Annotated in this window: 29 protein-coding genes and 1 tRNA gene; 14 read left to right on the forward strand and 16 right to left on the reverse strand. The window is 62.1% G+C overall.

Features of this window, described 5'->3' with window-relative positions:
- Window positions 1-53: 53 nt before the first annotated feature.
- From kdpC to NKJ12_RS11320, 9 genes are all read right to left on the reverse strand, one after another.
- A complete protein-coding gene (gene kdpC, locus NKJ12_RS11280; protein WP_352506581.1) occupies window positions 54-623 on the reverse strand; it encodes a potassium-transporting ATPase subunit KdpC in 570 nt (189 codons plus the stop codon).
- A gap of 12 nt (window positions 624-635) precedes the next feature.
- On the reverse strand, window positions 636-2,723 hold the full coding sequence (gene kdpB, locus NKJ12_RS11285) for a potassium-transporting ATPase subunit KdpB (RefSeq protein WP_352702692.1): 2,088 nt from the start codon (window positions 2,721-2,723) through the stop codon (window positions 636-638).
- A 213-nt stretch (window positions 2,724-2,936) separates the two neighbouring features.
- Window positions 2,937-4,640 carry a potassium-transporting ATPase subunit KdpA gene (kdpA, locus tag NKJ12_RS11290; RefSeq protein ID WP_352702694.1) on the reverse strand — a complete coding sequence of 568 codons (1,704 nt, stop codon included), beginning with the start codon at window positions 4,638-4,640 and terminating at the stop codon, window positions 2,937-2,939.
- A gap of 25 nt (window positions 4,641-4,665) precedes the next feature.
- On the reverse strand, window positions 4,666-4,755 hold the full coding sequence (locus tag NKJ12_RS11295) for a K(+)-transporting ATPase subunit F (RefSeq protein WP_352702697.1): 90 nt from the start codon (window positions 4,753-4,755) through the stop codon (window positions 4,666-4,668).
- A gap of 334 nt (window positions 4,756-5,089) precedes the next feature.
- Window positions 5,090-6,571: a hypothetical protein gene (locus NKJ12_RS11300; RefSeq protein WP_352702699.1), complete on the reverse strand. Its 1,482-nt coding sequence runs from the start codon at window positions 6,569-6,571 to the stop codon at window positions 5,090-5,092.
- Between the two features lie 111 nt (window positions 6,572-6,682).
- Complete coding sequence (locus tag NKJ12_RS11305) at window positions 6,683-6,865, reverse strand: hypothetical protein (RefSeq protein WP_254816845.1); 183 nt, start codon at window positions 6,863-6,865, stop codon at window positions 6,683-6,685.
- Window positions 6,865-7,053, reverse strand: a complete 189-nt coding sequence (locus tag NKJ12_RS11310; protein ID WP_352702701.1) for a DUF3606 domain-containing protein — start codon at window positions 7,051-7,053, stop codon at window positions 6,865-6,867. The genes NKJ12_RS11305 and NKJ12_RS11310 overlap by 1 nt, the downstream gene beginning before the upstream one ends.
- A gap of 228 nt (window positions 7,054-7,281) precedes the next feature.
- Window positions 7,282-7,512, reverse strand: coding sequence for a hypothetical protein (locus NKJ12_RS11315; RefSeq protein ID WP_254816847.1), 231 nt, complete (start codon window positions 7,510-7,512; stop codon window positions 7,282-7,284).
- 410 nt (window positions 7,513-7,922) lie between these two features.
- Window positions 7,923-8,357, reverse strand: a complete 435-nt coding sequence (locus tag NKJ12_RS11320) for a DUF3597 domain-containing protein (protein ID WP_023675304.1) — start codon at window positions 8,355-8,357, stop codon at window positions 7,923-7,925.
- A 393-nt stretch (window positions 8,358-8,750) separates the two neighbouring features.
- Here NKJ12_RS11320 and NKJ12_RS11325 point away from each other — a divergent pair, with 393 nt between their 5' ends.
- The 4 genes from NKJ12_RS11325 to NKJ12_RS11340 all read left to right on the forward strand — a co-directional run bounded on the left by NKJ12_RS11325 (window position 8,751) and on the right by NKJ12_RS11340 (window position 11,074).
- Entirely contained in the window at window positions 8,751-9,020 is a 270-nt protein-coding gene (locus NKJ12_RS11325) for a hypothetical protein (protein ID WP_352702704.1), read from the forward strand.
- 49 nt (window positions 9,021-9,069) lie between these two features.
- Entirely contained in the window at window positions 9,070-9,678 is a 609-nt protein-coding gene (locus NKJ12_RS11330) for a YdeI/OmpD-associated family protein (protein WP_254816850.1), read from the forward strand.
- Between the two features lie 454 nt (window positions 9,679-10,132).
- Window positions 10,133-10,405, forward strand: a complete 273-nt coding sequence (locus tag NKJ12_RS11335) for a hypothetical protein (protein ID WP_352702706.1) — start codon at window positions 10,133-10,135, stop codon at window positions 10,403-10,405.
- A 261-nt stretch (window positions 10,406-10,666) separates the two neighbouring features.
- Complete coding sequence (locus tag NKJ12_RS11340; RefSeq protein WP_352649583.1) at window positions 10,667-11,074, forward strand: hypothetical protein; 408 nt, start codon at window positions 10,667-10,669, stop codon at window positions 11,072-11,074.
- Between the two features lie 348 nt (window positions 11,075-11,422).
- On the opposite strand, the gene NKJ12_RS11345 is transcribed toward NKJ12_RS11340, so the two are convergent.
- Window positions 11,423-11,614, reverse strand: coding sequence for a hypothetical protein (locus NKJ12_RS11345; protein WP_254816854.1), 192 nt, complete (start codon window positions 11,612-11,614; stop codon window positions 11,423-11,425).
- A 3-nt stretch (window positions 11,615-11,617) separates the two neighbouring features.
- Window positions 11,618-11,827 carry a hypothetical protein gene (locus NKJ12_RS11350; RefSeq protein WP_254816855.1) on the reverse strand — a complete coding sequence of 70 codons (210 nt, stop codon included), beginning with the start codon at window positions 11,825-11,827 and terminating at the stop codon, window positions 11,618-11,620.
- Between the two features lie 365 nt (window positions 11,828-12,192).
- Here NKJ12_RS11350 and NKJ12_RS11355 point away from each other — a divergent pair, with 365 nt between their 5' ends.
- On the forward strand, window positions 12,193-12,909 hold the full coding sequence (locus NKJ12_RS11355) for a pentapeptide repeat-containing protein (RefSeq protein WP_352702708.1): 717 nt from the start codon (window positions 12,193-12,195) through the stop codon (window positions 12,907-12,909).
- Between the two features lie 755 nt (window positions 12,910-13,664).
- On the opposite strand, the gene NKJ12_RS11360 is transcribed toward NKJ12_RS11355, so the two are convergent.
- A tRNA-Ser gene (locus tag NKJ12_RS11360) sits at window positions 13,665-13,754 on the reverse strand.
- A gap of 425 nt (window positions 13,755-14,179) precedes the next feature.
- On the opposite strand from NKJ12_RS11360, the gene NKJ12_RS11365 reads away from it, so the two are divergent.
- From NKJ12_RS11365 to NKJ12_RS11375, 3 genes are all read left to right on the forward strand, one after another.
- Entirely contained in the window at window positions 14,180-14,503 is a 324-nt protein-coding gene (locus NKJ12_RS11365) for a hypothetical protein (RefSeq protein ID WP_352509895.1), read from the forward strand.
- Window positions 14,504-14,571: 68 nt separating this feature from the next.
- A complete protein-coding gene (msrA, locus tag NKJ12_RS11370) occupies window positions 14,572-15,234 on the forward strand; it encodes a peptide-methionine (S)-S-oxide reductase MsrA (RefSeq protein WP_352509893.1) in 663 nt (220 codons plus the stop codon).
- Window positions 15,235-15,447: 213 nt separating this feature from the next.
- Complete coding sequence (locus NKJ12_RS11375; protein WP_254816859.1) at window positions 15,448-16,437, forward strand: BMP family lipoprotein; 990 nt, start codon at window positions 15,448-15,450, stop codon at window positions 16,435-16,437.
- A 65-nt stretch (window positions 16,438-16,502) separates the two neighbouring features.
- On the opposite strand, the gene NKJ12_RS11380 is transcribed toward NKJ12_RS11375, so the two are convergent.
- Window positions 16,503-16,724 carry a SlyX family protein gene (locus NKJ12_RS11380; RefSeq protein ID WP_352509891.1) on the reverse strand — a complete coding sequence of 74 codons (222 nt, stop codon included), beginning with the start codon at window positions 16,722-16,724 and terminating at the stop codon, window positions 16,503-16,505.
- Window positions 16,725-16,905: 181 nt separating this feature from the next.
- Here NKJ12_RS11380 and NKJ12_RS11385 point away from each other — a divergent pair, with 181 nt between their 5' ends.
- From NKJ12_RS11385 to deoA, 6 genes are read left to right on the forward strand one after another with little or no spacing between them, the layout of a single operon-like run.
- Entirely contained in the window at window positions 16,906-18,438 is a 1,533-nt protein-coding gene (locus NKJ12_RS11385; protein ID WP_352478115.1) for an ABC transporter ATP-binding protein, read from the forward strand.
- Complete coding sequence (locus tag NKJ12_RS11390; protein ID WP_352702711.1) at window positions 18,435-19,574, forward strand: ABC transporter permease; 1,140 nt, start codon at window positions 18,435-18,437, stop codon at window positions 19,572-19,574. Before NKJ12_RS11385 ends, NKJ12_RS11390 begins: the two co-directional genes overlap by 4 nt.
- A gap of 1 nt (window position 19,575) precedes the next feature.
- Window positions 19,576-20,547, forward strand: coding sequence for an ABC transporter permease (locus tag NKJ12_RS11395; RefSeq protein WP_352509889.1), 972 nt, complete (start codon window positions 19,576-19,578; stop codon window positions 20,545-20,547).
- Between the two features lie 6 nt (window positions 20,548-20,553).
- A complete protein-coding gene (cdd, locus tag NKJ12_RS11400) occupies window positions 20,554-20,946 on the forward strand; it encodes a cytidine deaminase (protein WP_352702713.1) in 393 nt (130 codons plus the stop codon).
- Window positions 20,943-21,761 carry a purine-nucleoside phosphorylase gene (locus tag NKJ12_RS11405; RefSeq protein ID WP_352702716.1) on the forward strand — a complete coding sequence of 273 codons (819 nt, stop codon included), beginning with the start codon at window positions 20,943-20,945 and terminating at the stop codon, window positions 21,759-21,761. The genes cdd and NKJ12_RS11405 overlap by 4 nt, the downstream gene beginning before the upstream one ends.
- A complete protein-coding gene (deoA, locus tag NKJ12_RS11410) occupies window positions 21,761-23,080 on the forward strand; it encodes a thymidine phosphorylase (protein ID WP_352702718.1) in 1,320 nt (439 codons plus the stop codon). Before NKJ12_RS11405 ends, deoA begins: the two co-directional genes overlap by 1 nt.
- 106 nt (window positions 23,081-23,186) lie before the next feature.
- On the opposite strand, the gene NKJ12_RS11415 is transcribed toward deoA, so the two are convergent.
- The 3 genes from NKJ12_RS11415 to NKJ12_RS11425 all read right to left on the reverse strand — a co-directional run bounded on the left by NKJ12_RS11415 (window position 23,187) and on the right by NKJ12_RS11425 (window position 25,580).
- Entirely contained in the window at window positions 23,187-23,747 is a 561-nt protein-coding gene (locus NKJ12_RS11415; RefSeq protein WP_352702720.1) for a TIGR02281 family clan AA aspartic protease, read from the reverse strand.
- Between the two features lie 100 nt (window positions 23,748-23,847).
- Window positions 23,848-24,477 carry a uracil phosphoribosyltransferase gene (upp, locus tag NKJ12_RS11420; protein WP_254816867.1) on the reverse strand — a complete coding sequence of 210 codons (630 nt, stop codon included), beginning with the start codon at window positions 24,475-24,477 and terminating at the stop codon, window positions 23,848-23,850.
- A 128-nt stretch (window positions 24,478-24,605) separates the two neighbouring features.
- Window positions 24,606-25,580, reverse strand: a complete 975-nt coding sequence (locus tag NKJ12_RS11425) for an adenosine deaminase (RefSeq protein WP_352702721.1) — start codon at window positions 25,578-25,580, stop codon at window positions 24,606-24,608.
- Window positions 25,581-25,666: the final 86 nt, after the last annotated feature.

Below are 25,666 nucleotides of genomic sequence, written 5' to 3' on the forward strand. Positions count from 1 at the left end.
AGGGTCAATCATGAACGGCGCCGGCTTCGGTGTCGATCCCGGCGCCGGTTCCTTTACCGTTTCATCGCATCGTCCAGCGCAAGGTTGAGGGCCAGCACATTGACTACCGGCTCGCCGATGAATCCCAATTCGCGATCCTCGACATGGCTGTCGACAAGCGATTTGATCCTGGATTCATCGACGCCCCTGGCCTTGGCCACCCTGGCGACCTGAAAATAGGCCGCGTCGGGGCTGATATGCGGATCGAGGCCGCTGCCGGACGTGGTGACCAGATCTATCGGTACCGGCTGGTTCGGGTTTTCCGTCCTCAGCCTTTCGGCGTCAACCTTGATGCGGTCGATCAGCTTGGGATTGGTCGGGCCGAGATTCGAGCCGCCCGAGGCGGCGGCATTGTAGCCGTCGCCGGCAGCCGAGAGACGGCCATGGAAGTAGCGGTCGCTTTCGAAAGCCTGGCCGATCAGCTCGGAACCGACGAGCTTGCCGTCCTTCTCGATCAGGCTGCCATTGGCCTGGCGCGAAAACAGCGCCTGGGCAATGCCGGTCATGCCGATCGGATAGACCAAACCCGTCAGAATGGTGAAGAAGACGATCATGACGATTGCGGGCCTGATTTGATTGAGCATCGACGTGGTTCCTTAGGCGAGACCGAGAGCGGTGATGGCCATGTCGATCACCTTGATGCCGACGAAGGGGACGACGACGCCGCCGAGGCCATAGACAATGAGATTGCGGCTGAGCAGCGCACTGGCGCCGACCGCGCGGTATTTGACACCCCTCAGCGACAGCGGGATCAGCGCGATGATGATCAGCGCGTTGAAGATGATGGCCGAGAGGATAGCGCTCTGCGGCGTCGCCAGATGCATGACGTTGAGCGCTTGCAGCGGCCCGGTAGTTTGGCCCGGGGCGATGTAGAAGACGGCGAATATTGCCGGGATGATGGCAAAATACTTGGCTACGTCGTTGGCGATGGAGAAGGTGGTCAGCGAGCCACGCGTCATCAGCAGCGCCTTGCCGATTTCGACGATCTCGATCAGCTTGGTCGGATCGCTGTCGAGATCGACCATGTTGCCGGCCTCGCGCGCCGCGACCGTGCCGGTGTTCATGGCAACGCCGACATCGGCCTGCGCGAGGGCCGGCGCATCGTTAGTGCCATCGCCGCACATCGCGACAAGTTTGCCTTTGGCCTGCTCGTCGCGGATCAGCTTCAACTTGTCCTCGGGCGTCGCTTGGGCAAGGAAGTCGTCGACGCCGGCTTCCGCCGCGATCGCCGCCGCGGTCATCGGATTATCGCCGGTGATCATCACCGTGCGGATGCCCATGCGGCGCAATTCGGCAAAGCGTTCTGCGATGCCGCCCTTGACGACGTCCTTCAGATGGACGACGCCGAGGAGGCGCCCGTCGCGCTCGACCGCGAGTGGAGTGCCACCCGATTTGGCAATCTCGTCGGCGATCGCCTGAAGGTCGCGGACGGTGTCGTTGCGCGTACGGCCTGTGGCAACCGTCGAGAGGTTGACGTGGGCAAGTACCGCATCGACTGCGCCCTTGCGGACCGAGGAGCCTTCCAGATCGACGCCGCTCATGCGGGTTTGCGCGGTGAAGGGCACGAAAGTCGCGTGCAGGCTTGCCATGTCGCGGGCGCGGATGGCGTATTTTTCCTTCGCCAGGACGACGATCGAGCGGCCTTCCGGCGTTTCGTCGGCAAGCGAGGCAAGCTGGGCCGCGTCGGCCAGTTCCTGTTCGGTGACGCCCTTGACCGGACGGAATGCCGTCGCCTGGCGGTTGCCCAGCGTGATGGTTCCGGTCTTGTCGAGCAGCAGCGTGTCGACATCGCCGGCCGCCTCGACGGCGCGGCCCGACATGGCCAGCACGTTGAAGCGCACCAGGCGGTCCATGCCGGCAATGCCGATCGCCGACAGCAGGGCGCCAATTGTGGTCGGGATCAGGGTAACGAACAGGGCGACCAGCACCGTCACCGAGATATAACCGCCCGAATACGAGGCGAAGCTCGGGATCGTCGCCGTGGCCAGCACGAAGATCAGCGTCATGCCGACGAGCAGGATATTGAGCGCGATCTCGTTGGGTGTCTTCTGGCGCTCGGCGCCCTCGACCAACGAGATCATGCGGTCGAGGAACGTATGGCCGGCAGCCGCGGTGATGCGCACGCGGATCCAGTCGGACAAGACCTGGGTGCCGCCGGTCACCGCCGAACGGTCGCCGCCGGATTCGCGGATGACCGGTGCGGATTCGCCGGTGATGGCCGCCTCGTTGACCGACGCCACGCCTTCGACCACCTCGCCGTCCGAGGGGATGATGTCGCCGGCTTCGACAAGCACGATGTCGCCGACCTTCAGGCTGGTGCCGGGCACCAGTTTGAACTTGCTGCGGTCGCCATCGTTCAACAGCTTGGCCTGCGTCTCGGTTCGCGCCCGGCGCAGCGAGTCTGCCTGCGCCTTGCCGCGACCTTCGGCCACCGCTTCGGCGAAATTGGCGAAGAGCACGGTGAACCACAGCCAAATGATGATCTGCAGCGTGAAGCCAAGATCGCCGCCGCTGGTAACGAGATCCTTGACGAACAGCACGGTGGTGAGCGCCGAGACGACGGCGACGACAAACATCACCGGGTTTCGCATCAAGGTGCGCGGGTTCAGTTTTCTGAAGGAACCGCCGATAGCGGGCCACAGAATGCGGGTATCCATGATGCTCACGGATTTCGACGGGCTCATTTGGTAGCTCCAGTGTCGATTTTGTTGACCGGTCGATCGTGTGCCGAACGAAGGTGCGGCGGCCCGTAAGCCAGCAGCCAGATCATGATCAAGGCTGCCGCAAAAGCGAGGAATGTGGACAGCGTCGGGAAAGGAGGGGGCGTTTTCTCCCCCTCCGGCTCGGGGCGATGCCGGACCTTCCGAGGTATGATCTTGAACCAGGGCATGGCCGTTTCAGAATGTCTGACCGTGAATCATCGCCAGGTGCTCGACGATCGGTCCGACCGCCAGGGCCGGGAAGAAGGTCAGGCCGCCGACGATCAGGATGACACCGGCCAGCAGGCCGACGAACAGCGGACCGTCCGTCGGGAAGGTGCCGGCGGAGGCAGGGACGGTCTTCTTCGCAACTAGCGAGCCAGCAATCGCCAACGCCGGCATAATGACCAGGAACCGGCCCATCAGCATGCCGATGCCGAGCGTTACGTTGTACCAGGGCGTGTTGCCGCTGAGGCCGCCAAAGGCGGAGCCATTGTTCGCCGCGGCCGAGGTGTAGGCATAGAGAACCTCGGAGAAGCCGTGCGGGCCGGCATTGGCGATGGAAGCAACGCCGGTCGGCAGCACCACCGCGATAGCGGTGAAGATCAGCATTGCAAGCGGCAGGCAGAGCACGGCCAGCATAGCCATCTTGACCTCCTTGGCCTCGATCTTCTTGCCGAGATATTCGGGCGTGCGTCCGACCATCAGCCCGGCGACGAAAACGGCAATGACGATGAACATCAGGATACCGTAGAAGCCCGCGCCGACGCCGCCGACAATGACCTCGCCGAGCTGCATATTGATGATGGGGATCATGCCGCCGAGTGCGGTGAAGCTGTCATGCATGGCGTTGACCGCGCCGCAGGACGCGGCGGTGGTGATGACGGCAAACAGCGCCGACAGAGCGATGCCGAAACGGCTCTCCTTGCCCTCCATGTTGCCGCCGTCGACGCCCAGCGCATGGACCAGCGGATTGCCTGCGGCTTCCGCCCAGTAGCAGACGGCAACGCCGGCGATGAACAGCACGCCCATAGCCGACAGAATTGCCCAGCCCTGGCGCTGGTTGCCTACCATGCGGCCGAAGACATTGGTCAACGCCGCGCCGAGGGCGAAGATCGTCACCATCTGGATCAGGTTGGAAATTGCATCGGGATTTTCGAAGGGATGCGCTGCATTGGCGTTGAAGAAGCCGCCGCCATTGGTGCCAAGCATTTTGATAGCGATCTGCGAAGCGACAGGCCCGACTGCGATGGTCTGCTGCGCACCTTCGAGCGTCGTCGCGTTGACGTAGGCAGCGAGCGTCTGCGGCATGCCGAGATAGACATAGACCAGAGTTAACACGATGCAAAAGGGCAAAAGCAGGTAGAGCGTGCCGCGGGTCATATCGACCCAGAAATTGCCGATCGATTTGCCTGAGGCTCTAGCAAAGCCGCGGATCAATGCGACCGCAATGGCGACGCCAGTCGCCGCCGACAGAAAATTCTGCACGGTCAAGCCGGCCATCTGCACGAGATAGGACATCGTGCTTTCGCCGCCGTAGTTCTGCCAGTTGGTGTTGGTCATGAAGCTGGCGGCGGTGTTGAAGGCCAGCCCAGGTTCGACTGCGGTCATGCCGGCCGGATTGTAGGGCAGGCCGCCTTGCAGCCGTTGCAGCGAATAGAGCACCAGGAAGCCGGCCAGGTTAAAGAACAGCAGGGCCGCCGCATAGGAGGTCCAGTGCTGCTCCTCGCGCTCGCTGGTCCCTGATATGCGGTAGAGCCCGCGCTCGAGCGGGGCCAGAATTGACGACAGGAATGTGCGCTCGCCGCTGAAAACGCGATGCATGTAGCCGCCGAGCGGCTTGGCCAGCAGAACGACGATCCCGCAATAGACGAGGATCTGCAGCCATCCGTTGATTGTCATGGGGTTGGCTCCTTGCCAGCGGAGATCAGAAGCGTTCCGGGCGAACGAGGGCGTATGTCAGGTAGGCGAGAAGAAACAAGGTCACGGCGCCGCCGAGGATATGGTCGAAAAGCATGTTGCGATCCCCTAAACTTACAGCTTGTCGCAGGCTTTGATGTAGCCGAAGCATAGCGCAAAGAACGCGATTCCAATCGCGACAACAACTATGTCCACCGCGCATTTTTCCTTATGTTGTATTTGTTTGTTTACTTTAACAAACTATCCAAACGCGTCGCCGCATCATATCGGCGGCTGGATACACCGCTCCTGTGAATATGGATCAAAGTGCCATAAAGGTTCGAGACGGGACGCGGAGCAAAGAAATCAAAATCCCATAAGGATTTCGCCGCCTCGGCGCTGGCCACAGCTTCAGGAGGGAGGTGCGCACCGGCGAGCGAAGCTGCCGGGGCTCAGTCCGCGCGGGTGTAGATCACCGCGTAGTCGTCCGCATAGGCCCGCTTCCAGCCCAGTTCGTCGAAGAACGGAATGCGGCTGTCGTCGGCGGTCAACAATGCCCAGCCTATCGTATATTTCTCGAGTTGGGCTTTCAGGATCGGCTTGCCCCGGCTGTGCCCAGTCTGCTCATCCGTTTCCGTAAAGCCATTCAGGAAGAGCTGATCCGCGCGGCCGTCGATAAACGTCCTGATGCCATGGAAAATCAGCGTACCGCCAAAATCGTAGGAGTTCAGCAGATTGCCCGACAGATTATGGGTTTGGGCGAAGGCCAGTGCGTCGCTGGCCGAGGTCTTCTGGCTCGGCGCGACCGGATAGGTCGTGAAGGCGGCAGCCGCCAAAACCAGCAAAACGGCAAGTCCAGCGCAAATCCTGGAAAATTGCCGTGCGAAAAATTGTTCAAGTCCGTCGCGCTTTTCCGCCGCCCATTTCTCGGCTGAAAGCGCTGGATATTGTTGCGCGACCTCAACGGCAAGGACCACCGGGACAAGAAGAAAGAACAAGTACATGAACCGTATGTGGGTGAGATAGGCGTGCAGCGTGAAGACAAGGAACAGCGCCTTGGCCCAGCCAATGCGCAATCTCGACACGAGCAGCCCGAAAAACGCCACCAGCAGGGCCACCTCCTGGAGGGTGTGCCGCGAGGCGTCGAAGGGTTGCCACTCCGCAATGTAAGGCACCGCCTCATTGCCATAGGCCACGGTGAATGTGGCGAGTATGGCCTTGACGCCATAGGGATTGAGCAGGCTGACCAGCGGGCAAAGCAGCCCGAAAACGATCCACTTGGCCAGCAGCCGGGGGTTCGACAAGCGCGTGCGCATGACGAGATCGAGCCCGGCGAAGGCGGCGATCACGAAACCGAAGGTGAAGGTGGCATGGAGATTGGCCCACAGGCAAAGCAGCGTCAGCAGCCACAAAGGCGGCGCTTTCTCGTTGCGTGCGGCCTGGAAAAGACCGGCGGTCCAGACGACGATGATGGGCAAGGTAAAGATGTGCGGGCGGGCGACATAGATTGGCCCGATCAAGAGCGCGAGAACCAGCGTCAGTCCTATCGCCAGCGTCGGCTTCAACCACGCGCTGAGATACCACGACATCAAGAAGACCGTCAGCGCGATTACTGCAGTCGCCAGCAGCACCACGCCGTTCCAGCCGCCGGCTTCAAAGGCAATTGCAAGGAGAACCTGGCTAAGCCATTCCTTGGCGATCCATGGCTGGCCGGCAAAAGTGTAGGAATAGATGTCGACGGTAGGGAATGTGCGGCTTGCCAGCATATCCATGCCGACCTTGATGTGCCACCAGCTATCGGGATCCTGCAGGAGGGAGGTGGCAAAGGCGAGGAGCGCCGCCGCTATCACGACCGCCGCCAGCAGGCAAAATACCAATCTCACATGCCGTATATCGCCTATCGACCGCTTCGCCTCACCAGATATCCCGCGCATATGGCATCCCTGAGCCGCGATAGCGGAAGGGATAGGCCGAATTTGTTAGAAAACCGATAAGCTGCAGGATTGCAGCAACAACCCTGTGCCGCGTCCAACCGGCTCGGCGGCTCAGCCCTCGGCCTTGAAGTTCTTGGCTTCCTTCTCGACCTTCGGGCTGTCCTTGCCGTGCTTGCGCATCAGATCCTTCGCCTGCTTCGGCGAAACGTCGGTGGTTTCGGCCAGACGCAGAGCCTCCTTTTCGTCCGGATCGCGCGTCTTGCGGTCGGCCATTGCGGTTTTCTTGTCAGCCATTACGACGCTCTTATGCTTTCGGCGATTTCGTTCAGCACCTTGCGGTCGGTGCCGTGACGCTTGATCAGCGTGCGTGCCTGATCCGGGGTGATGCCCGCTTCCTCGGCGAAGTGACGTACCTCGTAGTCTTCGCTGCCCGCCACTCGTGAGCGGTCGCGACTGTCGGTCTTGGTTTTGTCGTCGGCCATGGCAGCTCTCCTCATCTCGACGAGAGCATAACGGGCAAGATTTCAGCGAGTTCCGTCGAGCGTGTCGCTCTGCCCTCGGGCATGACCCGGCATGCGCGGCGGTTTTGCTCAAAGCAGGGGCTTGGCGTCAGGCCGGCCTTCGCGCACAAATAGGCTGGCCTCTTTGGCGGCGCTGCCAACCGCCCGCCACTGCTCCTGGGCGCAGCCTGGTATTCGTTCCGGATTGTTTTATTGGGACCGATGGTCGAACACGACGCCCATGGTCCTACCAACGGCCGTCATGACGATAAGCTCGACCAGATCGTCGTCACTGTTGCCGCAGGCCGGGGCCGTCCTGCGAACGATGTCCAGCATCGCCCTCGTCGATATGGTGTCGCCGGCACCGAACCGTGAAAGCGCAGATGAAACAAGCTCTTGGGCCGTCAAGTCAGCGACAGTCACCCTCTGCACCACGTTCATTGGCTTCCTCCCACCATGAACTCTCTCCGGGGAGAATGATACGCCGAACGTCGCGTTTCGCCAGCAAAATGGTGGTCCTACCAGCGCGTGGGCAGCGACCGAAATCGTCGGTTTTGCGGGAGGCAGTCCGGGCGGGAGGCGGCAGCGCTTTTGTGCCATGCGACTTCGCCATAGGCCCAATCCCGGCAGCCGGGATCGGTCTCAATTTTATTTACTGGCAGTCTGATGCTTGGCGGTGTGGTCTGCTCGGTTGCGCCCGAAAGCCAGCGCAGCAAGAACCACCGTGCGGGCAGGACCAGGACGGTTCGTCGTTTCACGGAAACGCCGAACCGGTCTGTCTTTTTTTGTTTGACGCAATTCCGGACGGAAAACCGTTCACACGTTTTCCTGGAATTGCTTGTCTTGTGACTCTAGGCGGCTAGGTCGCTCGGAAGCTTGCCGCCATTCTCGGCCAGCTTTTTCATCAGTGCGTCGTGCAGCCACAGATTCATCGTTACAGTGTCGTTCATATCGCCGGTGTAGTTCAGCTCGTGGGCAAGCTCCTTGCGGGCGCCGAGGCTGCTGTCGATATTCAGAGCCTTCATCAGGTCGACGATCGAATTCTTCCAGTTGAGCTTCTGCCCCTTCGCGGCCACGGCCTTGTCGAGAATGGCAGCGATGTCCGGGGCAGAGGACGGCGCGGCCGGCGCGGCCGGAGCCGGGGTTGCAGCCGGGGCGGATCGGGTAGGCGCCGTCGGCTGGGTGGCCGTGCTCGAAGCAGGCGCGGGAGACGGTTGCGCCGGTGGCGCTTCGGCCGCAACCGCGTTTCCGAAAATCGCACCTTTGATACTGTCGAAAATGCCCATTGCTATCTCCTGTGTTGGCTCGACGGTGTGTTGCCTTGACGGTCGGTGAGGCGACCGTTGCCGAATGCCGCATTGAGCGCCCTGGTTGTACCGGACCACGAACGCAACGCAGGGGCAACTCAAAAAGTGGCTAAAGGGTAAAGGCTTGGTTGCATTGGGGAATCGGCCCAGTGATCCGGCCCGAGAGTAGAATAGGTCGGATCGCGGTCCGACAAATCGTCACGCGCAATGGGCGAGGGAATGGTTGCCAGCCAGTTTTGCTGACGCAGACTAGAAAAATCATCTAGATTCGTGTTCGTAATTCGCTGAGAGGAACGAAGCCATGACAGCAGTCGTCGCATCCGACAGGCTCGAACGTTCGCCGGTTTGGGCAGTGGACGATCCGTCGGTCAAATGGCCGGCGCTTTCGCGGTTTACGGCGGGCACGGCACCACCCAGTCCCCGGTCATTGTCTACGAGATCGAGTCCGGCAAGCGGCTCGGCTGGCAACACCCACGCCACCGAAGAGACGCTTTCTTTGCGGCGGCGATGTTCACGCAGACATTCGACGGCGTCATGCTGCCGCCGGAAATCCCACGTCCTCGGCGCGTCCAATCGTGCGGGCTGAATGCGTGCCGGCGGGAATCAACAGGCCTGCGGATATCGGACTTGGAGCTGATATGAGGGCGCGGTTCGGCGTGGTTACGCGCCTGGGTCACCGGCGGATCGGCTGATGGCGCCCGTGAAGGTCGACCCCGCCAAGGTGCGCGAGTTCAGGGATGCCGAAAGCTTCCATGCCTGGCTTGGCGAGCATCACGACAGCGAGGACGAAGTCTGGATCAAGATCCATAAGCTCGATTCGGGGCTGCCGTCGATCACGCCGAAGCAAGCCATCGACGTGGCGTTGTGCTGGGGCTGGATCGACGCGGTGCGCAAGGCGTTCGACGGCAAAAGCTATCTGCAGCGCTACACCCCGCGCGGCAAGAAGAGCACCTGGAGCCAGATCAATGTCGACAATGTCGCCCGGCTGATCGAGGAGGGCCGGATGACCGAGCACGGGCTGAGGCAGGTCGATGCGGCCAAGGCCGACGGCCGCTGGGCGCGCGCCTACAAGAGCGGCAAGGAGATGAAGATCCCCGACGACCTCCAGGCGGCAATAGACGCCGAGCCCAGGGCGAAAGAGATGCTGGCAAAGCTCAGCGGGCAAAACCGCTTCGCGCTCGCCTTCCGCATCCACAACATGAAGACCGAAGCCGGGCGCAAGAAGAAGATCGCGGCGTTCGTGGCGATGCTGAAGCGCGGCGAGACCATCTATCCGCAACGAAATCGCGATTCTGGATGAACATTTGGCCGCGTTTGTGTGCTGCGTCTTGTGCTTGTCCCTTGCGGCGACTCCCAAAATGCGGCCGGCTCAGGCCCATCTCCGATCCTGGCGATGTCGCAGACGATTGTTTTCGACGAGCGTCGCCCGGCACTTCGACACCATCTCTCATTCGTTTAGTGGATGCAGGAAAAAGTCTCGTCCTCACAGTCGGCATAGTATATTAGCAGGCGCTGTTATGAGGTTTTTGCCCGTTCAGGAGCCGACTGGCACGTGGGCCGTGTTTGATGCGACCGTGGACGTGCCTGCGGATTTCGCTGGCAGTTGCCTTATCGGCTTGCCGCGGCAGCGGGCGGAGTGGCTCGCAGCAAGAGCCAATCGAGATGCTGCAAAAGGCACTTCAATTTGCCGGTTGCCAGCTGCCGGACCGGCACAAGCCGCGGTTCTTAGACTTAGACCGATCGGAGAGATTTCGATGATGCACGAAAGGGAAATGGCGGCTGCGTTGGCAGCCAGGAACCAGGAAGCGGACATTCGTGGTGTCTTCGACATCACCAACAAAACCGACGCGCCAATTGGCTCTCGCCGATTGGGTGAGGCTATCTACTTTGTCGCCAATGCACCTATCGTTGGCTATGATGTTCACGCCGCCGTCATCAGATATGGCCCACTCGGAACCCCCAGCCTCAGAGCTACAGATTGCGCTCAGCTGTGGGAGAAGTTCGGCGAGGCCTTGCTGGAACACTGACGGGCAGACCTTTGGCGCGTATGGCACCACGATTGTGCAGGACTTCCTTAGTGAGAACGACATGGAAGCCTGGCGGGTGATATTGCAATTAAATTAGGGTGAGCGCATATTTTTTGCCGGCTGGACTCGCAACCGGCCAGGCCCGGCTGCCGACGGGCCGTCAGGCCGGCGGCAAATGGTGCCGCAGGCCCGACGGTCCCCTTGGCAAGATCGCCGGAACCAGAGCATGATGCGGCGGCAAAACGGGTTTGGGGGAATGACATGCCTAAGGTTTCGGAGCTTTTTTTCAAGACAGCCATCGTCTTTCTTATTCTGGGAATTGCAGCTGGCCTGCAGATGGCAATTTCAGGCGATCACGGCGCGTTTCCGGCTCACGCGCACATCAACCTGCTGGGGTGGGTCACCAGTGCAATATTCGGCGGCTATTATGCGCTGAACCCGGTAAAGGCTGCCCGCAGGACGGCGATGATCCACTACGGCGTCTACAATCTCGGCCTGGTCGTGATGCTGCCGGCGCTTTACCTGATGCTGCAGGGAAATCCGGCGCTCGAGCCGATCGTCGCCACCGGCTCGATGATTGTCGCTGTCGCCGTGCTGATCTTTGCCTTCGTGGTTTTCTCCGCCGAAACAGAGCGCTCAGTCTCGGGAATACCAGCGGTCCCGCGGTAGACGGGGCGGCGATAGTGCCGAGCCTATCAATGCCCGTGCTTCTGGTGAAGCGCGGGCCGATTGGTTGTAGGCTGATCTGAGGCAAGAGTGCGGCGAGATGAAAGCCGCTCAGTAGCCTTCGCGCGCCCCTCTACCTGCCATGCTGCTTATCGCCGCCTTCATTTTGGCGTTGTGCCTGCGTCCCCAGGAAGGTGAAAATATCGACACTTCTTGGATCTTCGCCGAAACGACTGCCTTGTGCTTTTGGGGCGCGACGCCCAGCGAGCGCAGGTGCGACGTTGATGCAGCCTTGTTGTTGGCGACGCAGCATGACGGGGTCATCGTCAAACGACGGTAGAGCGCGCGGACCTACTGTTGCGCGAGCCGGTCCCCGAGCGTGTTTGCTTCGGCCAATCTTGCCAGCGATTGTTCGACTTTCTGCGCCGAGGCGTCTGTGCGCTTGATGTGCCGTATCATTTGCTGCCTCAGCAGCGCTAGCCTTGCGACGCGATATTCGTCGCCGTATCTCGCAGTTTCAAGGTGGAGGGTCGCGAGCATCATGGGTCAATTCTTCCGATCGATCTTCGTCATGCGTTCCCGGGCCTCAATCACGCGTTTTTGCTCAGACCGTATGCGGTCGCACAACGCGAGATTGACGGCGACACAGCCATCGTTCAACAACAGTTCATTCGCACGCTTCAGCGAGCGCTCGGCCCGTTTAACGCGCAGCCTGGCATTGGCCAGTTCGAAGCTAAAAATATCAATCATCATCATACCGCTTCGTTTGCGGTCCCTTCGATTGTTAACCGGCGTCGATCCCATTTGTTCCGACTGCACGCGGCGCAGCGCCAGGAAGGAGCTTGTCTTTCGCCCGTGCTGGGCCGTTCGCGATGGCGGGGCATGCTAGGTGGGCGGGCTGGTGCAAGGCGAAGGTGTGAAGGCCTGGCCCGTAATCACGTTCTGTTCACTCTGGCTAATGTAAGCTGGCCGCCTAGAATTCGCCGCGAAGCTGTTTGACGCGGAGCTTCACGCCAGGCTTGACCCACTGCGCCGCGAGCACAGCCATGTGGTCACCGTGGCTCGAGTGTCAGCAGATGTGGTAAGGGTGAGTGTCGGCGAGTAGCAGAGGTCCAGCAACAATGACTTTGAGGCGAACCAGAGCTTACGGCACATCCGGCTTGGTTCTAGCGGTTTGCACTGTGTTTGCTTGGCAGAACGCCGCTGCCGCTCAAAATTGCGACGCCGCCGCGACGCCTGGCGTCAATTGGCAAGAGTGTGACAAGAAGCTTCTCATCCTAGACGGACAGGACCTGAGCGGGGCGAACCTGTTCGGTGTTGATTTCACTTCGACCGACCTCAGGAACACCAATCTCCGTGCGGCAAATCTTGAGAAGGCAACGCTTGTGCGTGCTTCCCTGGCCGACTCGACCGCCAAAGGCGCCCGGTTCGACAGAATCGAGGCCTACAGGACCGACTTCAGCCGTATGGACGCGCAGGGCGCTGTGTTTGCGAGCGCGGAAATGCAGCGCTCGAATTTCCAGGACGCCAATCTGACCAATGTTGATTTCACAAAGGCAGAATTGGGGCGTGCGCAGTTCCATGACGCCGATATCAGCGGCAGCCGCTTCTCGTTTGCCAATCTCGCACGGGCGGACTTCCGAGGAGCGACGTTCACCGCGCCGATAGACTTTGACCGCGCCTTTTTCTTTCTGACCCGTATCGAGGGCGTCGACCTTTCCAATTCGGTGGGTCTGTCCCAGTGGCAGCTCAACATGGCTTGCGGAGACGCCCGGACCGAGTTGCCTTCTGGCCTGACGAGGCCTGAAGATTGGCCCTGTCAATTCCAGCAGGAATAGTTGTCGGCAAGCGAACCGCGGCAATGCTGCGCCCGACAGGATTCGAACCTGTAACTTTGTGCCGCGGGCATGCCCATTAAGGTCGAAGCCACCACCCGAGACGGCGAACTCCGGATATCCCTGTCTAATGCCGGAGAGCCCATTCCGCACGAGACAATGCAGGGGATCAGCATTAAGGAATATAATCCTCCCGTTGCGGCGAGCCCCTTCAACGGAGAATCGCCATGACTCGAAAGACCCTCGCCGACACTCTGTCCGCCCGCGAACCCATCTAAGTCAATTGTGCGCACCCGATGTGCTGCAAATCGACGAAACTTGACATCCAGGCGCTGATTGACAGGCTCGGCCATGACCACGGCTCGATGCATGACGACTTGGTCGGGCTCTTTGTCTGCTCAAATTGCAAGGCTGCCGGCCGTGACCGACCTTCTTCGCATGCATTCCTGACTACGAAGGCCATCAGCGGGCGCGCAATCGCGACTGGAAGCCAACTTTCGAACGAAGGGGCTGAAAGTGGCCGGCGCCGCTTGGGGGGCGTTGGGGTAGATTGCCTGTAGGCGCCGGCGGGGCGGATTGGGGTCCGCAGACGCGAATCCTGCGGGCTGCCCTGCGGTTTTTTCCGGACACTCCGATTCCCAAGCAAAGTCAACAAAGGGGCGGCGGCATGGTGGCCGAGCTTCATCGTTTGCGGACGTTAGGAACGGAAAGGCCGCAACTCACAAAGCGAAACAATAACAGACGCTTAAGTGGGTATCTGGCGGAGAGAGCGGGATTCGAACCCGCGTTACGGTTTCCCGTAAACACACTTTCCAGGCGTGCGCCTTCAACCACTCGGCCACCTCTCCGTCTTTAGCATTTTCGACGCGGCCGGTTTCGCCGCGCGGGTTGGGGAGATGCATCTCCTTTGGGATTCCGGACCGGAATTCCGGCCGTGGGCGCCGTCGACCAGCGGATACCCTTTCCCCACACCTGAGCCGTCAAAGCAACAGGCGCGGGGCTCATCTAGTCGATCCGGTGCCGAATGCCAAGACATAACGATAGTCTATTCGCTTTGCCGGATACGGATGCTCACCCCATGTTACCGGAGCACCCGTAGGGAGCCTATCGAAAGGGGCGGCCGAGGTGTGCTCGCCGTCCGGCGCGCCGCCGGTTCCAGCGAACCGGCGGTCGCCGGTTCAACTTCGCGTGTCGCGATTGCAGGCGAGCAAGTAGATCCTATCTAACAGTCCGATACGACATTCTGATAATCTCCTGGGGAGGAAGGGTCTGGATGTTCCGCTTCATCTTTCGTCTCGCTGCAATGGTCGCGCTGTCGGTTTCGGTCATCATGGCCGTGCTCGATGCGACACGGTCGGTGGCGGCTTCGGCGCTGGTGATGACACCGCTTAATTCCAGCTGGCTCGCGGTCTCGCCGGATACGCGCAGCGCCTTCGAAAGCTTCGTCCGCGACAAGGTCAATCCGCTGCTGTGGGATGGCGCCATCGCCTGGGTGCTCAGCCAGCCCGGCTTCGCCGTGTTCGCGGTGCTGGCGTTCATTCTTTACGCCATCGGCTACAGGCGGCCGCGCCCCAGCGGGCGGTTCGCCGCGACCTGACATTTCCAGCCTGACCCGGTGTTCCCGTGCCGGGGAAGGCTCAACCAAGAAGAAAAGGAAACCGCACTATGTTTCTCAGCGACATGCTGAACAAGAAGCTCAACCTGCCGAAGCCCTCCGAGGCGCTGCCCGGCCGCGACCGGCCGATCCCGACTGCATCGAAGCACTTCGTCTCGAACAGGCCGCTCAAGGGTCCTTATCCCGAAGGGCTGGAAACGGCGATGTTCGGGCTGGGTTGCTTCTGGGGCGCCGAGCGCCTGTTCTGGCAGGTCGAGGGCGTCTGGGTCACGGCGGCCGGCTATGCCGGCGGCGTCACGCCCAACCCGACCTATCAGGAAACCTGCACCGGGCTCACAGGCCATGCCGAAGTCGTGCTCGTCGTCTACGATCCCAAGATCGTGTCCTATGCCGAGCTTTTGAAGCTGTTCTGGGAAAGTCACGACCCGACGCAAGGCATGCGCCAGGGCAATGATGTCGGCACCACCTACCGCTCGGCGATCTATACGTTCAACGACGCGCAGTACCAGGCGGCGCTCGCCTCGCGCGATGCCTACGAGGCTTCGCTGCGCGGTGCCGGACGCGGCAAGATCACCACCGAGATCGCACCGGCGCCGGAATTCTACTTCGCCGAGGAAGACCACCAGCAATATCTGGCGAAGAACCCCTACGGCTATTGCGGCCTGCGGGGAACCGGCGTCTCCTGCGCCATTCCGGCCGCCGTCTCCGCCTGATTATGCCCCTGACGCAAGGAATATGCTGTGGCGCCGCGATGCGGCGCCATGCTTTTCCAAAGGGTCAAAATTCCACGTGAATTTTGTTTCGGGCCGTGCCAGATTGACCCGAAGCGGGAGGAAGACACTCCTGCCTGACGCTGCATGCCTGCCGGAGAACCGGGCCGGCATGCGGTGCATAATGGACAAATAACCGACAGGGGTGTGGATCACATGAAACGTATCGTTCTCGGCCTTATGGCCGCAGCTGCAATGGTTCTCCCGGCCTTCGCCGCGGACATTCAACCCGCGATCCTCTATGATCTCGGCGGCAAGTTCGACAAGTCGTTCAACGAAGCGTCCTTCAACGGCGCCGAAAAGTTCAAGACCGAGACCGGCATCCCCTATGTGGAATTCGAGGTCAGCAACGCCACCCAGCGCGAGCAGGCGCTGCGCCGCTTCGCCGAGGACGGCCGCAATCCGATCGTCATGGCTGGCTTCTCCTGGGCCGACGCGCTTGACAAGATCGCCACCGAGTTCCCCGACACCAAATTCGCCATCATCGATATGGTCGTCGACAAGCCCAATGTCCGCTCCCTGGTCTATAAGGAGCAGGAAGGCTCGTACCTCGTCGGCGTGATGGCGGCGATGGCTTCCAAGACCAAGAAGGTCGGCTTCGTCGGCGGCATGGATATTCCGCTGATCCGCAGGTTCGGCTGCGGCTATGTAGGCGGCGCCAAGGCGGCCGGCGCCACCGACGTCATCCAGAACATGACCGGCGATACGCCGGCAGCCTGGAACGATCCGGCCAAGGGCGGCGAGATCGCCAAGACGCAGATCGACCAGGGCGCCGACGTAATCTACGCGGCGGCAGGCGGCACCGGTGTCGGCGTGCTGCAGGCAGCGGCCGACGCCGGCAAGCTCGGCATCGGCGTCGATTCCAACCAGAACGGCCTGCAACCCGGCAAGGTGTTGACCTCCATGGTCAAGCGCGTCGACGTTGCCGTCTACAACACCTTCATGGATGCCAAGAACGGCAAGTTCACGGCCGGCGTCAACGATCTCGGCCTCAAGGAAGGCGGCGTCGACTACGCCATGGACGACAACAACAAGGCGCTTGTCGACGACGCGATGAAGGCAGCGGTCGAAAAGGCCAAGGCCGACATCATCGCCGGCACCATCAAGGTGCACGACTACATGTCGGACAATGCCTGCCCGTATTGATTGATCGACATTGAAGACTGACGAGCCGCGGGGTGAAAGCCCGGCGGTTTTGCATTGTCAGCCGCTCACCAGTGCGGCGGCTTGGTCACCGGCACGTCGGGTGCGGCCTGTTCCTCCAGCGCCAGGAAGCGCTCGGCCAGCGCGTCGAGCTTGCGCTGCATGCGCTCGATCACCTTCCACTGCTCGGCGATCTGGCCTGACAGTTCCTCGATTGTCTTCTCCTGCTCGGCGGCGCGGATTTCCAGCGTCGTCAGCCGGTGGTCGGGCATGTGGGCGGGCATGGTCATCTCAAATCCTCGATCAGGCGATTGTGCAGGCTGCGGCCACGTTGGAAATTGACAAGCATGGCGGGATTTGTCGAGAGTGAACCCTGCTCCGGGCAATTGACATAGACCCAATTGGCACAGACTGGGCGTCATGCTAGGCGTTTGACCAAGCGGTAAAAAAATAACAGTGGGAACAGGCTGCATGGCGCAAGCCGCAATCGAGCTGATCGGCATCGACAAGAGCTTTGGCGCCGTGCGCGCCAACCGCGACATCAATCTGGAGATTATGCGGGGCACCATCCATGGCATCGTCGGTGAGAACGGCGCCGGCAAGTCGACGCTGATGTCGATCCTCTATGGTTTCTACCAGGCCGATTCCGGCGAAATCCGTGTCGGCGGCCAGCCGGCATCGATCAAGACACCGAATGATGCGATCGCGCTCGGCATCGGCATGGTCCATCAGCATTTCATGCTGGTCGACAATTTCTCGGTCCTGGAAAACGTCATTCTCGGCGCCGAAAGCGATGCACTGCTGAAGAAGAGCATCGCCAAGGCGCGTTCCGAGCTGGAGCGGCTCGAGCGCGAATACGGGCTCGAAGTCGATCCCGACGCCATCATCGAGGAGTTGCCGGTCGGCCTGCAACAACGCGTCGAAATCCTCAAGGCGCTCTATCGCGGCGCCGAAATCCTGATCCTCGACGAGCCAACGGGCGTGCTGACGCCGGCCGAGGCCGACCATCTGTTCCGCATCCTCAGGCAGCTGAAGGAGCAGGGCAAGACGATCGTGCTGATCACCCACAAGCTGCGCGAGATCATGGCGATCACCGACACCGTCTCGGTGATGCGCCAGGGCACGATGGTGGCGACACGCGAAACTAGGAAGACCACGGTCGAGGAACTGGCGGAGCTGATGGTCGGCCGGCGCGTGCTGCTGCGCGTCGAGAAGGGCGAGGCGAAGGCCGGCGGCGTCAAGCTCGCGGTCAAGAACCTGACGGTCAAGGATTCCCGCGGCGTCACCATGGTCGACGACGTCTCCTTCGACGTCCATGCCGGCGAGATCGTCGGCATTGCCGGCGTCGCCGGCAACGGGCAGTCCGAATTGCTCGAGGCGATTTCCGGCATCAGGCATGCCGTTTCGGGCTCGGTCATGCTCGACGGCAAGCCGATCGACCTCACCGGCGCCGCCGACCCTGGCGAGCTGCGCGAGCGCGGCCTTGCTCATGTGCCGGAGGACCGCCATCACGTCGGGCTGGTGCTGGCCTTCGAGGAGAACGAGAATTCGATCCTCGGCTACCAGGACGATGAGCGCTATCTGAAGGGGCCGTTTCTCGACATCGACGCCATCCGTGACGATGCCCGGGACAAGATCGTCAAATATGACATCCGCCCGGCGGACTGCCGCCTCAAGACCGCCAATTTCTCCGGCGGCAACCAGCAGAAGATCGTGCTGGCGCGGGAAATGGAACAAGATCCCGGCGTGTTGATCGTCGGCCAGCCGACGCGCGGCGTCGATGTCGGCGCCATCGAATTCATCCACAAGCGCCTCATCGCCATGCGCGACCAGGGCAAGGCGGTGCTGGTGGTTTCGGTCGAACTCGACGAGATCCGCTCGCTGTCCGACCGCATCCTGGTGATGTTTGCCGGCCGCATCGTCGGCGAACGCGGCCCCGACGCGACCGAGGGCGAGCTCGGCCTGCTGATGGCCGGCGTCGAGCAGCGCGAGGCGGCGGAATGAGCACTCCCTATGCCAAGCTCCCGGCCTGGGCCGACTACGTCCTGATCCCGCTGATCAATCTGTTCGTCGCCTTCGTCGTTGCCGGCTTCGTCGTCATATTGGTCGGTGAGAACCCGTTGCGCGCGGCTGTCATCCTGGTCGAGGGCGCCTTCGGTCGCGGCCAAGGCATCGCGTTTACACTTTTCTATGCCACCACCTTCATCTTCAGCGGGCTTTCGGTGGCGGTTGCGGCGCATTGCGGCCTGTTCAACATCGGTGGCGAGGGCCAGGGCTATATCGCCGGTCTCGGTATCGGCATCGTTTGCCTGGCCTTCGACAGCGTGCTGCCCTGGTGGCTGACCTTCCCGATCGCCATTATCGCCGCCGCGGCGATGGGCGCGCTGTGGGCGCTGGTCCCGGCCTATCTGCAGGCCAAGCGCGGCTCGCACATCGTCATAACCACCATCATGTTCAACTTCATCGCCGCCAGCGTCATGGTCTATGCGCTGGTGGGGATGCTGAAGCCGCCCGGCTCGATGGCGCCGCAGACGCGCACCTTCCTCGAAGGCGCGCAATTGCCGAAGCTCAACTGGGTCCTCGAATTGTTCGGCGCCAAAATCCGTTCGGCGCCATTCAACGTCAGTTCCCTGCTGGCGCTAGCCATGGCCTTTCTGGTGTGGGTGCTGATCTGGCGCACGAAGCTCGGTTACGAGATGCGCACCTATGGCCACAGCCCGAAAGCGGCGCGTTATGCCGGGATTTCGGAGATACGCATCATCATCATTGCGATGATGATCTCGGGCGCGCTGGCCGGCATGATGGCGCTCAACCCGACGATGGGCGACCAGCACAATGTCGCGCTCGAATTCGTTTCGGGCGCCGGTTTCGTCGGCATCGCGGTGGCGCTGATGGGTCGCCTGCACCCGGTCGGCATCGTGCTGGCGGCGATCCTGTTCGGCATGCTCTACCAGGGGGGCGCCGAACTCGCCTTCGAAATGCCGGCGATCAGCCGCGACATGATCGTCATCATCCAGGGCCTCGTCATCCTGTTCGCCGGCGCGCTCGAGCATATGTTCCGGCCCTATGTCCAGGCGTTGTTCGCCTCGCTCAGCCCGAAATCGGTCGGCATGGAAGCGGTCAAAGGGAAGGGCGCCTGAGATGGATTTCTTCAACGCCATCGTACAAGTCCTGGACTCGACCATCCGCCTTTCGGTCCCCTTGCTGCTCGCCTGCCTCGCCGGCCTCTATTCGGAGCGGGCCGGCGTCTTCGACATCGGGCTCGAGGGCAAGATGCTTGTCGGCGCCTTCGCCGGTGCGGCCGCCGCCTCGGTCTTCCACTCGGCCTATCTCGGCCTCGGCATGGCCATCCTCATCTCGGTTGCCTTCGCGCTGATCCACGGCTTTGCCTCGATCACCCATCGCGGCAACCAGATCGTTTCCGGCGTCGCGATCAATTTCATTGCCGCCGGATCGACGATCATGCTCGGCCAGGCCTGGTTCCAGCAAGGCGGGCGCACGCCGGCGCTGGCCGCCGGCGAGCGCTTCGAAGCAATCATCTGGCCGGGCGCGGATGCGCTCAGGGGCGTTCCGATTCTCGGGCCGATCTATTCGGAACTCATCTCCGGCCACTCCGTGCTGGTCTATCTCGCCTTCCTGGCCGTGCCGTTCACCTGGTGGGTACTGTTTCGCACCCGCTTTGGGCTCCGCCTGCGCGCTGTCGGCGAGAACCCGGCTGCGGTCGACACCGCCGGCATCTCGGTCGCCTGGCTGCGCTACCGGGCGCTGATTTGCACCGGCGTGCTCACCGGCATTGCCGGCGCCTATCTGTCGATGGTGCAGAATGGCGGCTTCGTGAAGGACATGACCGCCGGCAAGGGCTATATCGCGCTGGCCGCGCTGATCTTCGCCAAATGGAAACCGGTCAACGCCATGTTCGCCTGCCTGCTGTTCGGCTTCCTCGACGCCGCGTCGATCCGCCTGCAAGGCACGCCGCTGCCGCTGATCGGCAAGGTGCCGGTGCAATTCATGCAGGCGCTGCCCTATGTGCTGACCGTCATCCTGCTTGCCGGCTTCATCGGCAAGGCAATCCCGCCGCGCGCCGGCGGCGTGCCTTATGTCAAGGAACGCTAATCTATCATGGCTCATGATCTGTTCGAAGCGGCGAAAGCCGCCATGGCCAAGGCCTATGCGCCCTATTCGAAATTTCCGGTCGGCGCGGCGTTGCGCACCGAGGACGGCCGTGTCTTCACCGGCGCCAATGTCGAGATCGCGTCCTATCCGGAGGGCTGGTGCGCCGAAACCACCGCGCTCGGCCACTACGTCATGGGCGGCGGCGGCAAGATCACGGAAATCGCCGTGATTGCCGAACGCGTGGCAAAATGCTCGCCCTGCGGCGGCTGCCGGCAGCGGCTGGCCGAATTCTGCCTGCCGGAAACGAAGTTCTATCTCTGCGATGACAGCGGCGTGGTCGAGACCGTGACCATGGGCGAGTTGTTGCCATACGGGTTTGAAGGCGATGTGCTGAAATGAAGGAAGCGCTCGATCAACTCGTCGAAAGGCTGGATGGGCTGGCGCCGACCACCGCCTTGGTGCTGGGGTCAGGGCTTGGCGGGCTCGTCGACCAGGTCGAGGATGCGGTGCGCATCTCCTACGCCGACTTGCCGGGGTTTCCCCGAAGCGGCGTCAGCGGCCATGCCGGCGAGGTGGTGGCGGGGCTCTTTGCCGGCACGCCGGTGCTGATGCTGTCCGGCCGCGCACACTACTACGAGCACGGCAACGCGGCGGCGATGCGGCCGGCGCTGGAAGTGCTCGCCGGCCTCGGCATCTCCCGGCTGATCCTCACCAACGCCGCCGGTTCGGTCGATCCCGGGATGGGGCCGGGCTCGGTAATGCTGGTCACCGACCACATCAATTTCTCGGGGTCCAACCCGCTGATCGGCGAACCGAGCGACCGCCGTTTCGTCGGCCTGACCGAAGCCTATGACGCCGGTCTCCGCTCCGCCATAGAGCAGGCGGCGAAGGCCACCGGTACCACCCTGCACAAGGGCGTCTATATGTGGTTCTCCGGCCCATGCTTCGAGACGCCCGCCGAGATCCGCATGGCGCGCGTCATGGGCGCCAACGCGGTCGGCATGTCGACGGTGCCGGAGGTCATTCTCGCGCGCTTCCTCGGGCTGCGCGTCGCCGCGTGTTCGGTCGTGACCAACCTTGCCGCTGGCATGACCGGAGCCGAGCTGTCGCACCAGGAGACCAAGGACATGGCGCCGGTCGGCGGTGCGCGGCTGGCGACCATCCTGCGGCGTGTTTTTCAAGACGGGCTTCCGGAGCACAGGGTCGACGCCTGATGCTTCCCCAGGAAATCATCCGCCGCAAGCGCGACGGGCAGAAGCTGTCGGCTGAGGAGATCGCGTTCTTCATCGAGGGCCTGACCGCCGGCACCGTTACCGACGCGCAGGTCGGCGCCCTGGCCATGGCGATATTCTTCAACGGCATGAGCCGCGACGAGGCGGTTGCGCTGACTATGGCGATGCGCGATTCCGGCGATGTGCTCGACTGGTCGGATCTGCCCGGACCGGTCACCGACAAGCATTCGACGGGCGGCGTCGGCGACAATGTCTCCTTGATGCTGGCGCCGATCGTCGCTGCCTGCGGCGCCTATGTGCCGATGATTTCCGGCAGGGGTCTGGGCCATACCGGCGGCACGCTGGACAAGATGGATGCCATCCCCGGCTATGTCAGCCAGCCGGATGTTGCGCGCTTCCGCAAGACCGTGGTCGAAACCGGCTGCGCCATTATCGGCCAGACCGCAGACCTCGCACCTGCCGACGCCAGGCTCTACGCGATCCGCGATGTGACGGGAACGGTCGAATCGGTGCCGCTGATCACCGCCTCGATCCTATCGAAGAAGCTGGCGGCCGGCCTTGGTTCGCTGGTGCTCGACGTCAAGGTCGGCAACGGCGCCTTCATGGAGAAATCGCGCGACGCAACCGCGCTGGCCAACAGCCTCGTCGAGGTCGCCAATGGCGCCGGCCTGAAGGCATCGGCGCTGGTCACCGGCATGAACGAGCCGCTGGCCTCCGCCGCCGGCAATGCGGTCGAGGTGCGCAACGCCGTCGATTTTCTCACCGGCCGCTTTCGCGACCGGCGGCTGGAGGACTTGACGCTGGCGTTGGCCGCCGAGATGCTGCAATCGGCAGGCCTGGTGTCGTCCAACCAGGACGGCCTGCGCCGCGCCGCCGAGACGTTGGCCGGCGGCCGCGCCGCTTCCATCTTCGCGCGCATGGTGGCGGCACTGGGTGGTCCCGCCGACTTTGTCGACAATCCGGAAAAATATCTGCCGAAAGCGGTAACGGAATTCGCGGTCAAGGCGAGCGCGAACGGCTTTGTCTCCGGCATCGCGACGCGCGAGATCGGGCTTGCCGTGGTCGGGCTTGGCGGCGGGCGGACGCGGCCCGACGACAGGATCGATCACGCCGTCGGCATCACCAGACTGTTGCCGATCGGCGCCGAAGTGCGGGCCGGCGAAGCGCTGGCGCTAGTCCATGCCCGCAATACCGGGGATGCCGAAGCGGCCGCGGCCACCGTGCTTTCGGCCTATATGGTCGGCCCTTCCAAACCGGCCACGGAGAAAACCGTCATCCGGCGGATCCTGCCGCGCGGATAGAGCCCATTCCGATGGTATCGAGTGGGCTCTATCTTTCTTGGACCATGATCTTGTCCGACGACCGGTCCCCTTTTGCTGGCGTGGACCTGCGGTTCGGGATCACGGCCTACTGGACCAGCAGCAGCGTGCCATCTTCGACCTGGTATTTTTCGAGCCGCTGCAGAAAGCTCATGCCGATCAGATTGGTGTGCAGCGCCCTGTCGTCGAGCACGACGGCCTCGACGCCCTCGACGGTGATCCTGCCGATCTGCAGGCGGTCGATCGTGACCAATGCTGCCTTGATCGCACCGTTGGCGGTGTTGACCTGATGGCTGAAGTCCGTCGGATTGAGCGAGATGCCGATCCTGCGCGCGGTCGAACTGTTGATGGCGACGAGCGTCGCGCCGGTATCGATCATGCCGTCGATCTGTCGGCCGTTCAACTTGAAGACCGACATGAAATGCCCGCGCGCGTCCGCGGTGACGACGACCTTGCGGCCGAGCGGCTGCGGCGTCGCCGGCCTGTCCCGAACGGCGGCGAGATTCAGGTCGGTTTGGGTGTCGGCCGGCCTGGCTCCGATGGCGGATTTCAACAGCCGCTCGATTACCTGTGAATTGGACTGATATACGATCGGCAGCGATGCCGACGTTCCGGCAAACACGCCAAGGATGAGAAGCTTGCGCAGCATGGACCGGCCTTTGTGGTTGCCGATCCTTAGTCCGACATGGTGTTTGCCGCTTTAACGAATGCGGAAACCAGCCGTTTGCGTAAACAGTCGGTAAACGGATCTATTTGGTGCCGTACATGCGGTCGCCGGCATCGCCAAGGCCGGGCATGATGTAGCCCTTCTCGTTGAGCTGGCGGTCGATGGAAGCGGTGAAGACGGGAACATCGGGATGCGCGTGGGTGAACCGCTCAAGGCCCTCTGGTGCCGCCAACAAGCAGAGGAAGCGGATGTTGGTGGCACCGCGGCCTTTCAGCTTGTCGATCGCCGCGATCGCCGAATTGGCGGTCGCCAGCATCGGGTCGACGACGATCACCAGCCGGTCGGCGAGGTCGCCCGGCGCCTTGAAGAAATACTCGACCGCTTCCAGCGTCTCATGGTCGCGGTAGAGGCCGATATGGGCGACACGCGCCGCCGGCACCAGATCGAGCAGGCCTTCGAGCAAGCCGTTGCCGGCGCGCAACACCGAGGCGAAAACCAGTTTCTTGCCCTCCAGCGTCGGCGCCTCCATCGTCTCGATCGGCGTCTCGATCGTCGTCGTCGTCAGTTCCAGGTTGCGGGTGACCTCGTAGCCGAGCAGCAGCGAGATCTCGCGCAGCAGCCGCCGGAAGCCGGCCGTCGAAGTCTCTTTCTTGCGCATGATGGTCAGCTTGTGCTGGACAAGCGGATGGTCGACGACGGTGACGCCCTTCATGGTGTTCTCCAACTGCGCAAGTGAATGGTGAATGGTGAATAGTGAATAGTGAACTGGTTTGCGAGTCCTTGGTTGCGCGGCAAAGCTCGCGGCTGACGGACCGAAGCGCCGGGTGAGCCATTCACCATTCACCTGCCCTTGGCGCCGAGCCTGCCGAGCAGCGCCGCCTTGGTCTTCCTGTCGACGAAGGCTGCCTCGATGGCCGTCCTGGTGACGGCGGTGAGCGCCTTGTCATCCATAGAAAAATGCTCGGCGGCGATGTCGTATTCGCGTTTCAGCGAGGTCCAGAAATAGGGCGGGTCATCGGAGTTGAGCGTCACCTTGCAGCCCGCCGCCCGCAATGCAGGAAAGGGATGGTCAGCGAAGCTGTCAAAGATTTTCAGCGCGATGTTGGAGCCGGGGCAGCATTCGAGCACGACGCCTTCGTCGGCGATGCGCCGCACGAGATCGGGGTTCTCGATGGCGCGCACGCCATGGCCGATGCGAGACGGGCGGATGTGGTCGAGTGCCGCCTCGACGCTCTCCCAGCCCATCAATTCGCCGGCATGCACGGTGATGCCGAGGCCGGCCTCGCGGGCGATCTCGAAGGCCCTGACATAATCTTCCAGATCACCTATCCGCTCGTCGCCGGCGACGCCGAAACCGGTGACCAGCGGATGCCCACACCGGGCGGCGAAACGTGCCGCCCGTTCGATCGATTCGACACCGAAATTGCGCACGCCGGTGACGATCATGCGGCCTTCGATGCCGGTCTTCGCCTTGGCGCGGGCCATGCCTTCGCCGAGCGCGTCGGTATAGGCCTTCGGCGACAGCCCAGCCTTGCTGGCATGGTCGGGCGAGGTGAAAACCTCGGAATAGATGGCGCCGTCGCGGGCGAGGCTGGTCAGGTAGTGATCGGCCAGCCGCGCATAGTCTTCTTCGGTGCGGAACAGGTCCGACGAGAAGTCGTAGGCGGCGAGGAAAGAGGTGAAGTCGTGCCACACGAAGGAGCCGTCCTGGATGTAGGGCGAGGCATCCTTGCCGTATTTCTCAGCCTGGCGGAGGACGAGTTCAGGCGCCGCTGCCCCTTCGATGTGGCAGTGCAGTTCTGCTTTCAAAGGCATTCAATTATCCCGTCAGGCTTTTTTTCTTATGACGCAAGTTCCTGTCGGAACCGTATGACACTTTTCCGGAACCGGCTTCGAAGCGC

It is taken from the genome of Mesorhizobium sp. M0195 (assembly GCF_040322115.1).
In the GTDB taxonomy this organism is placed as follows: domain Bacteria; phylum Pseudomonadota; class Alphaproteobacteria; order Rhizobiales; family Rhizobiaceae; genus Mesorhizobium.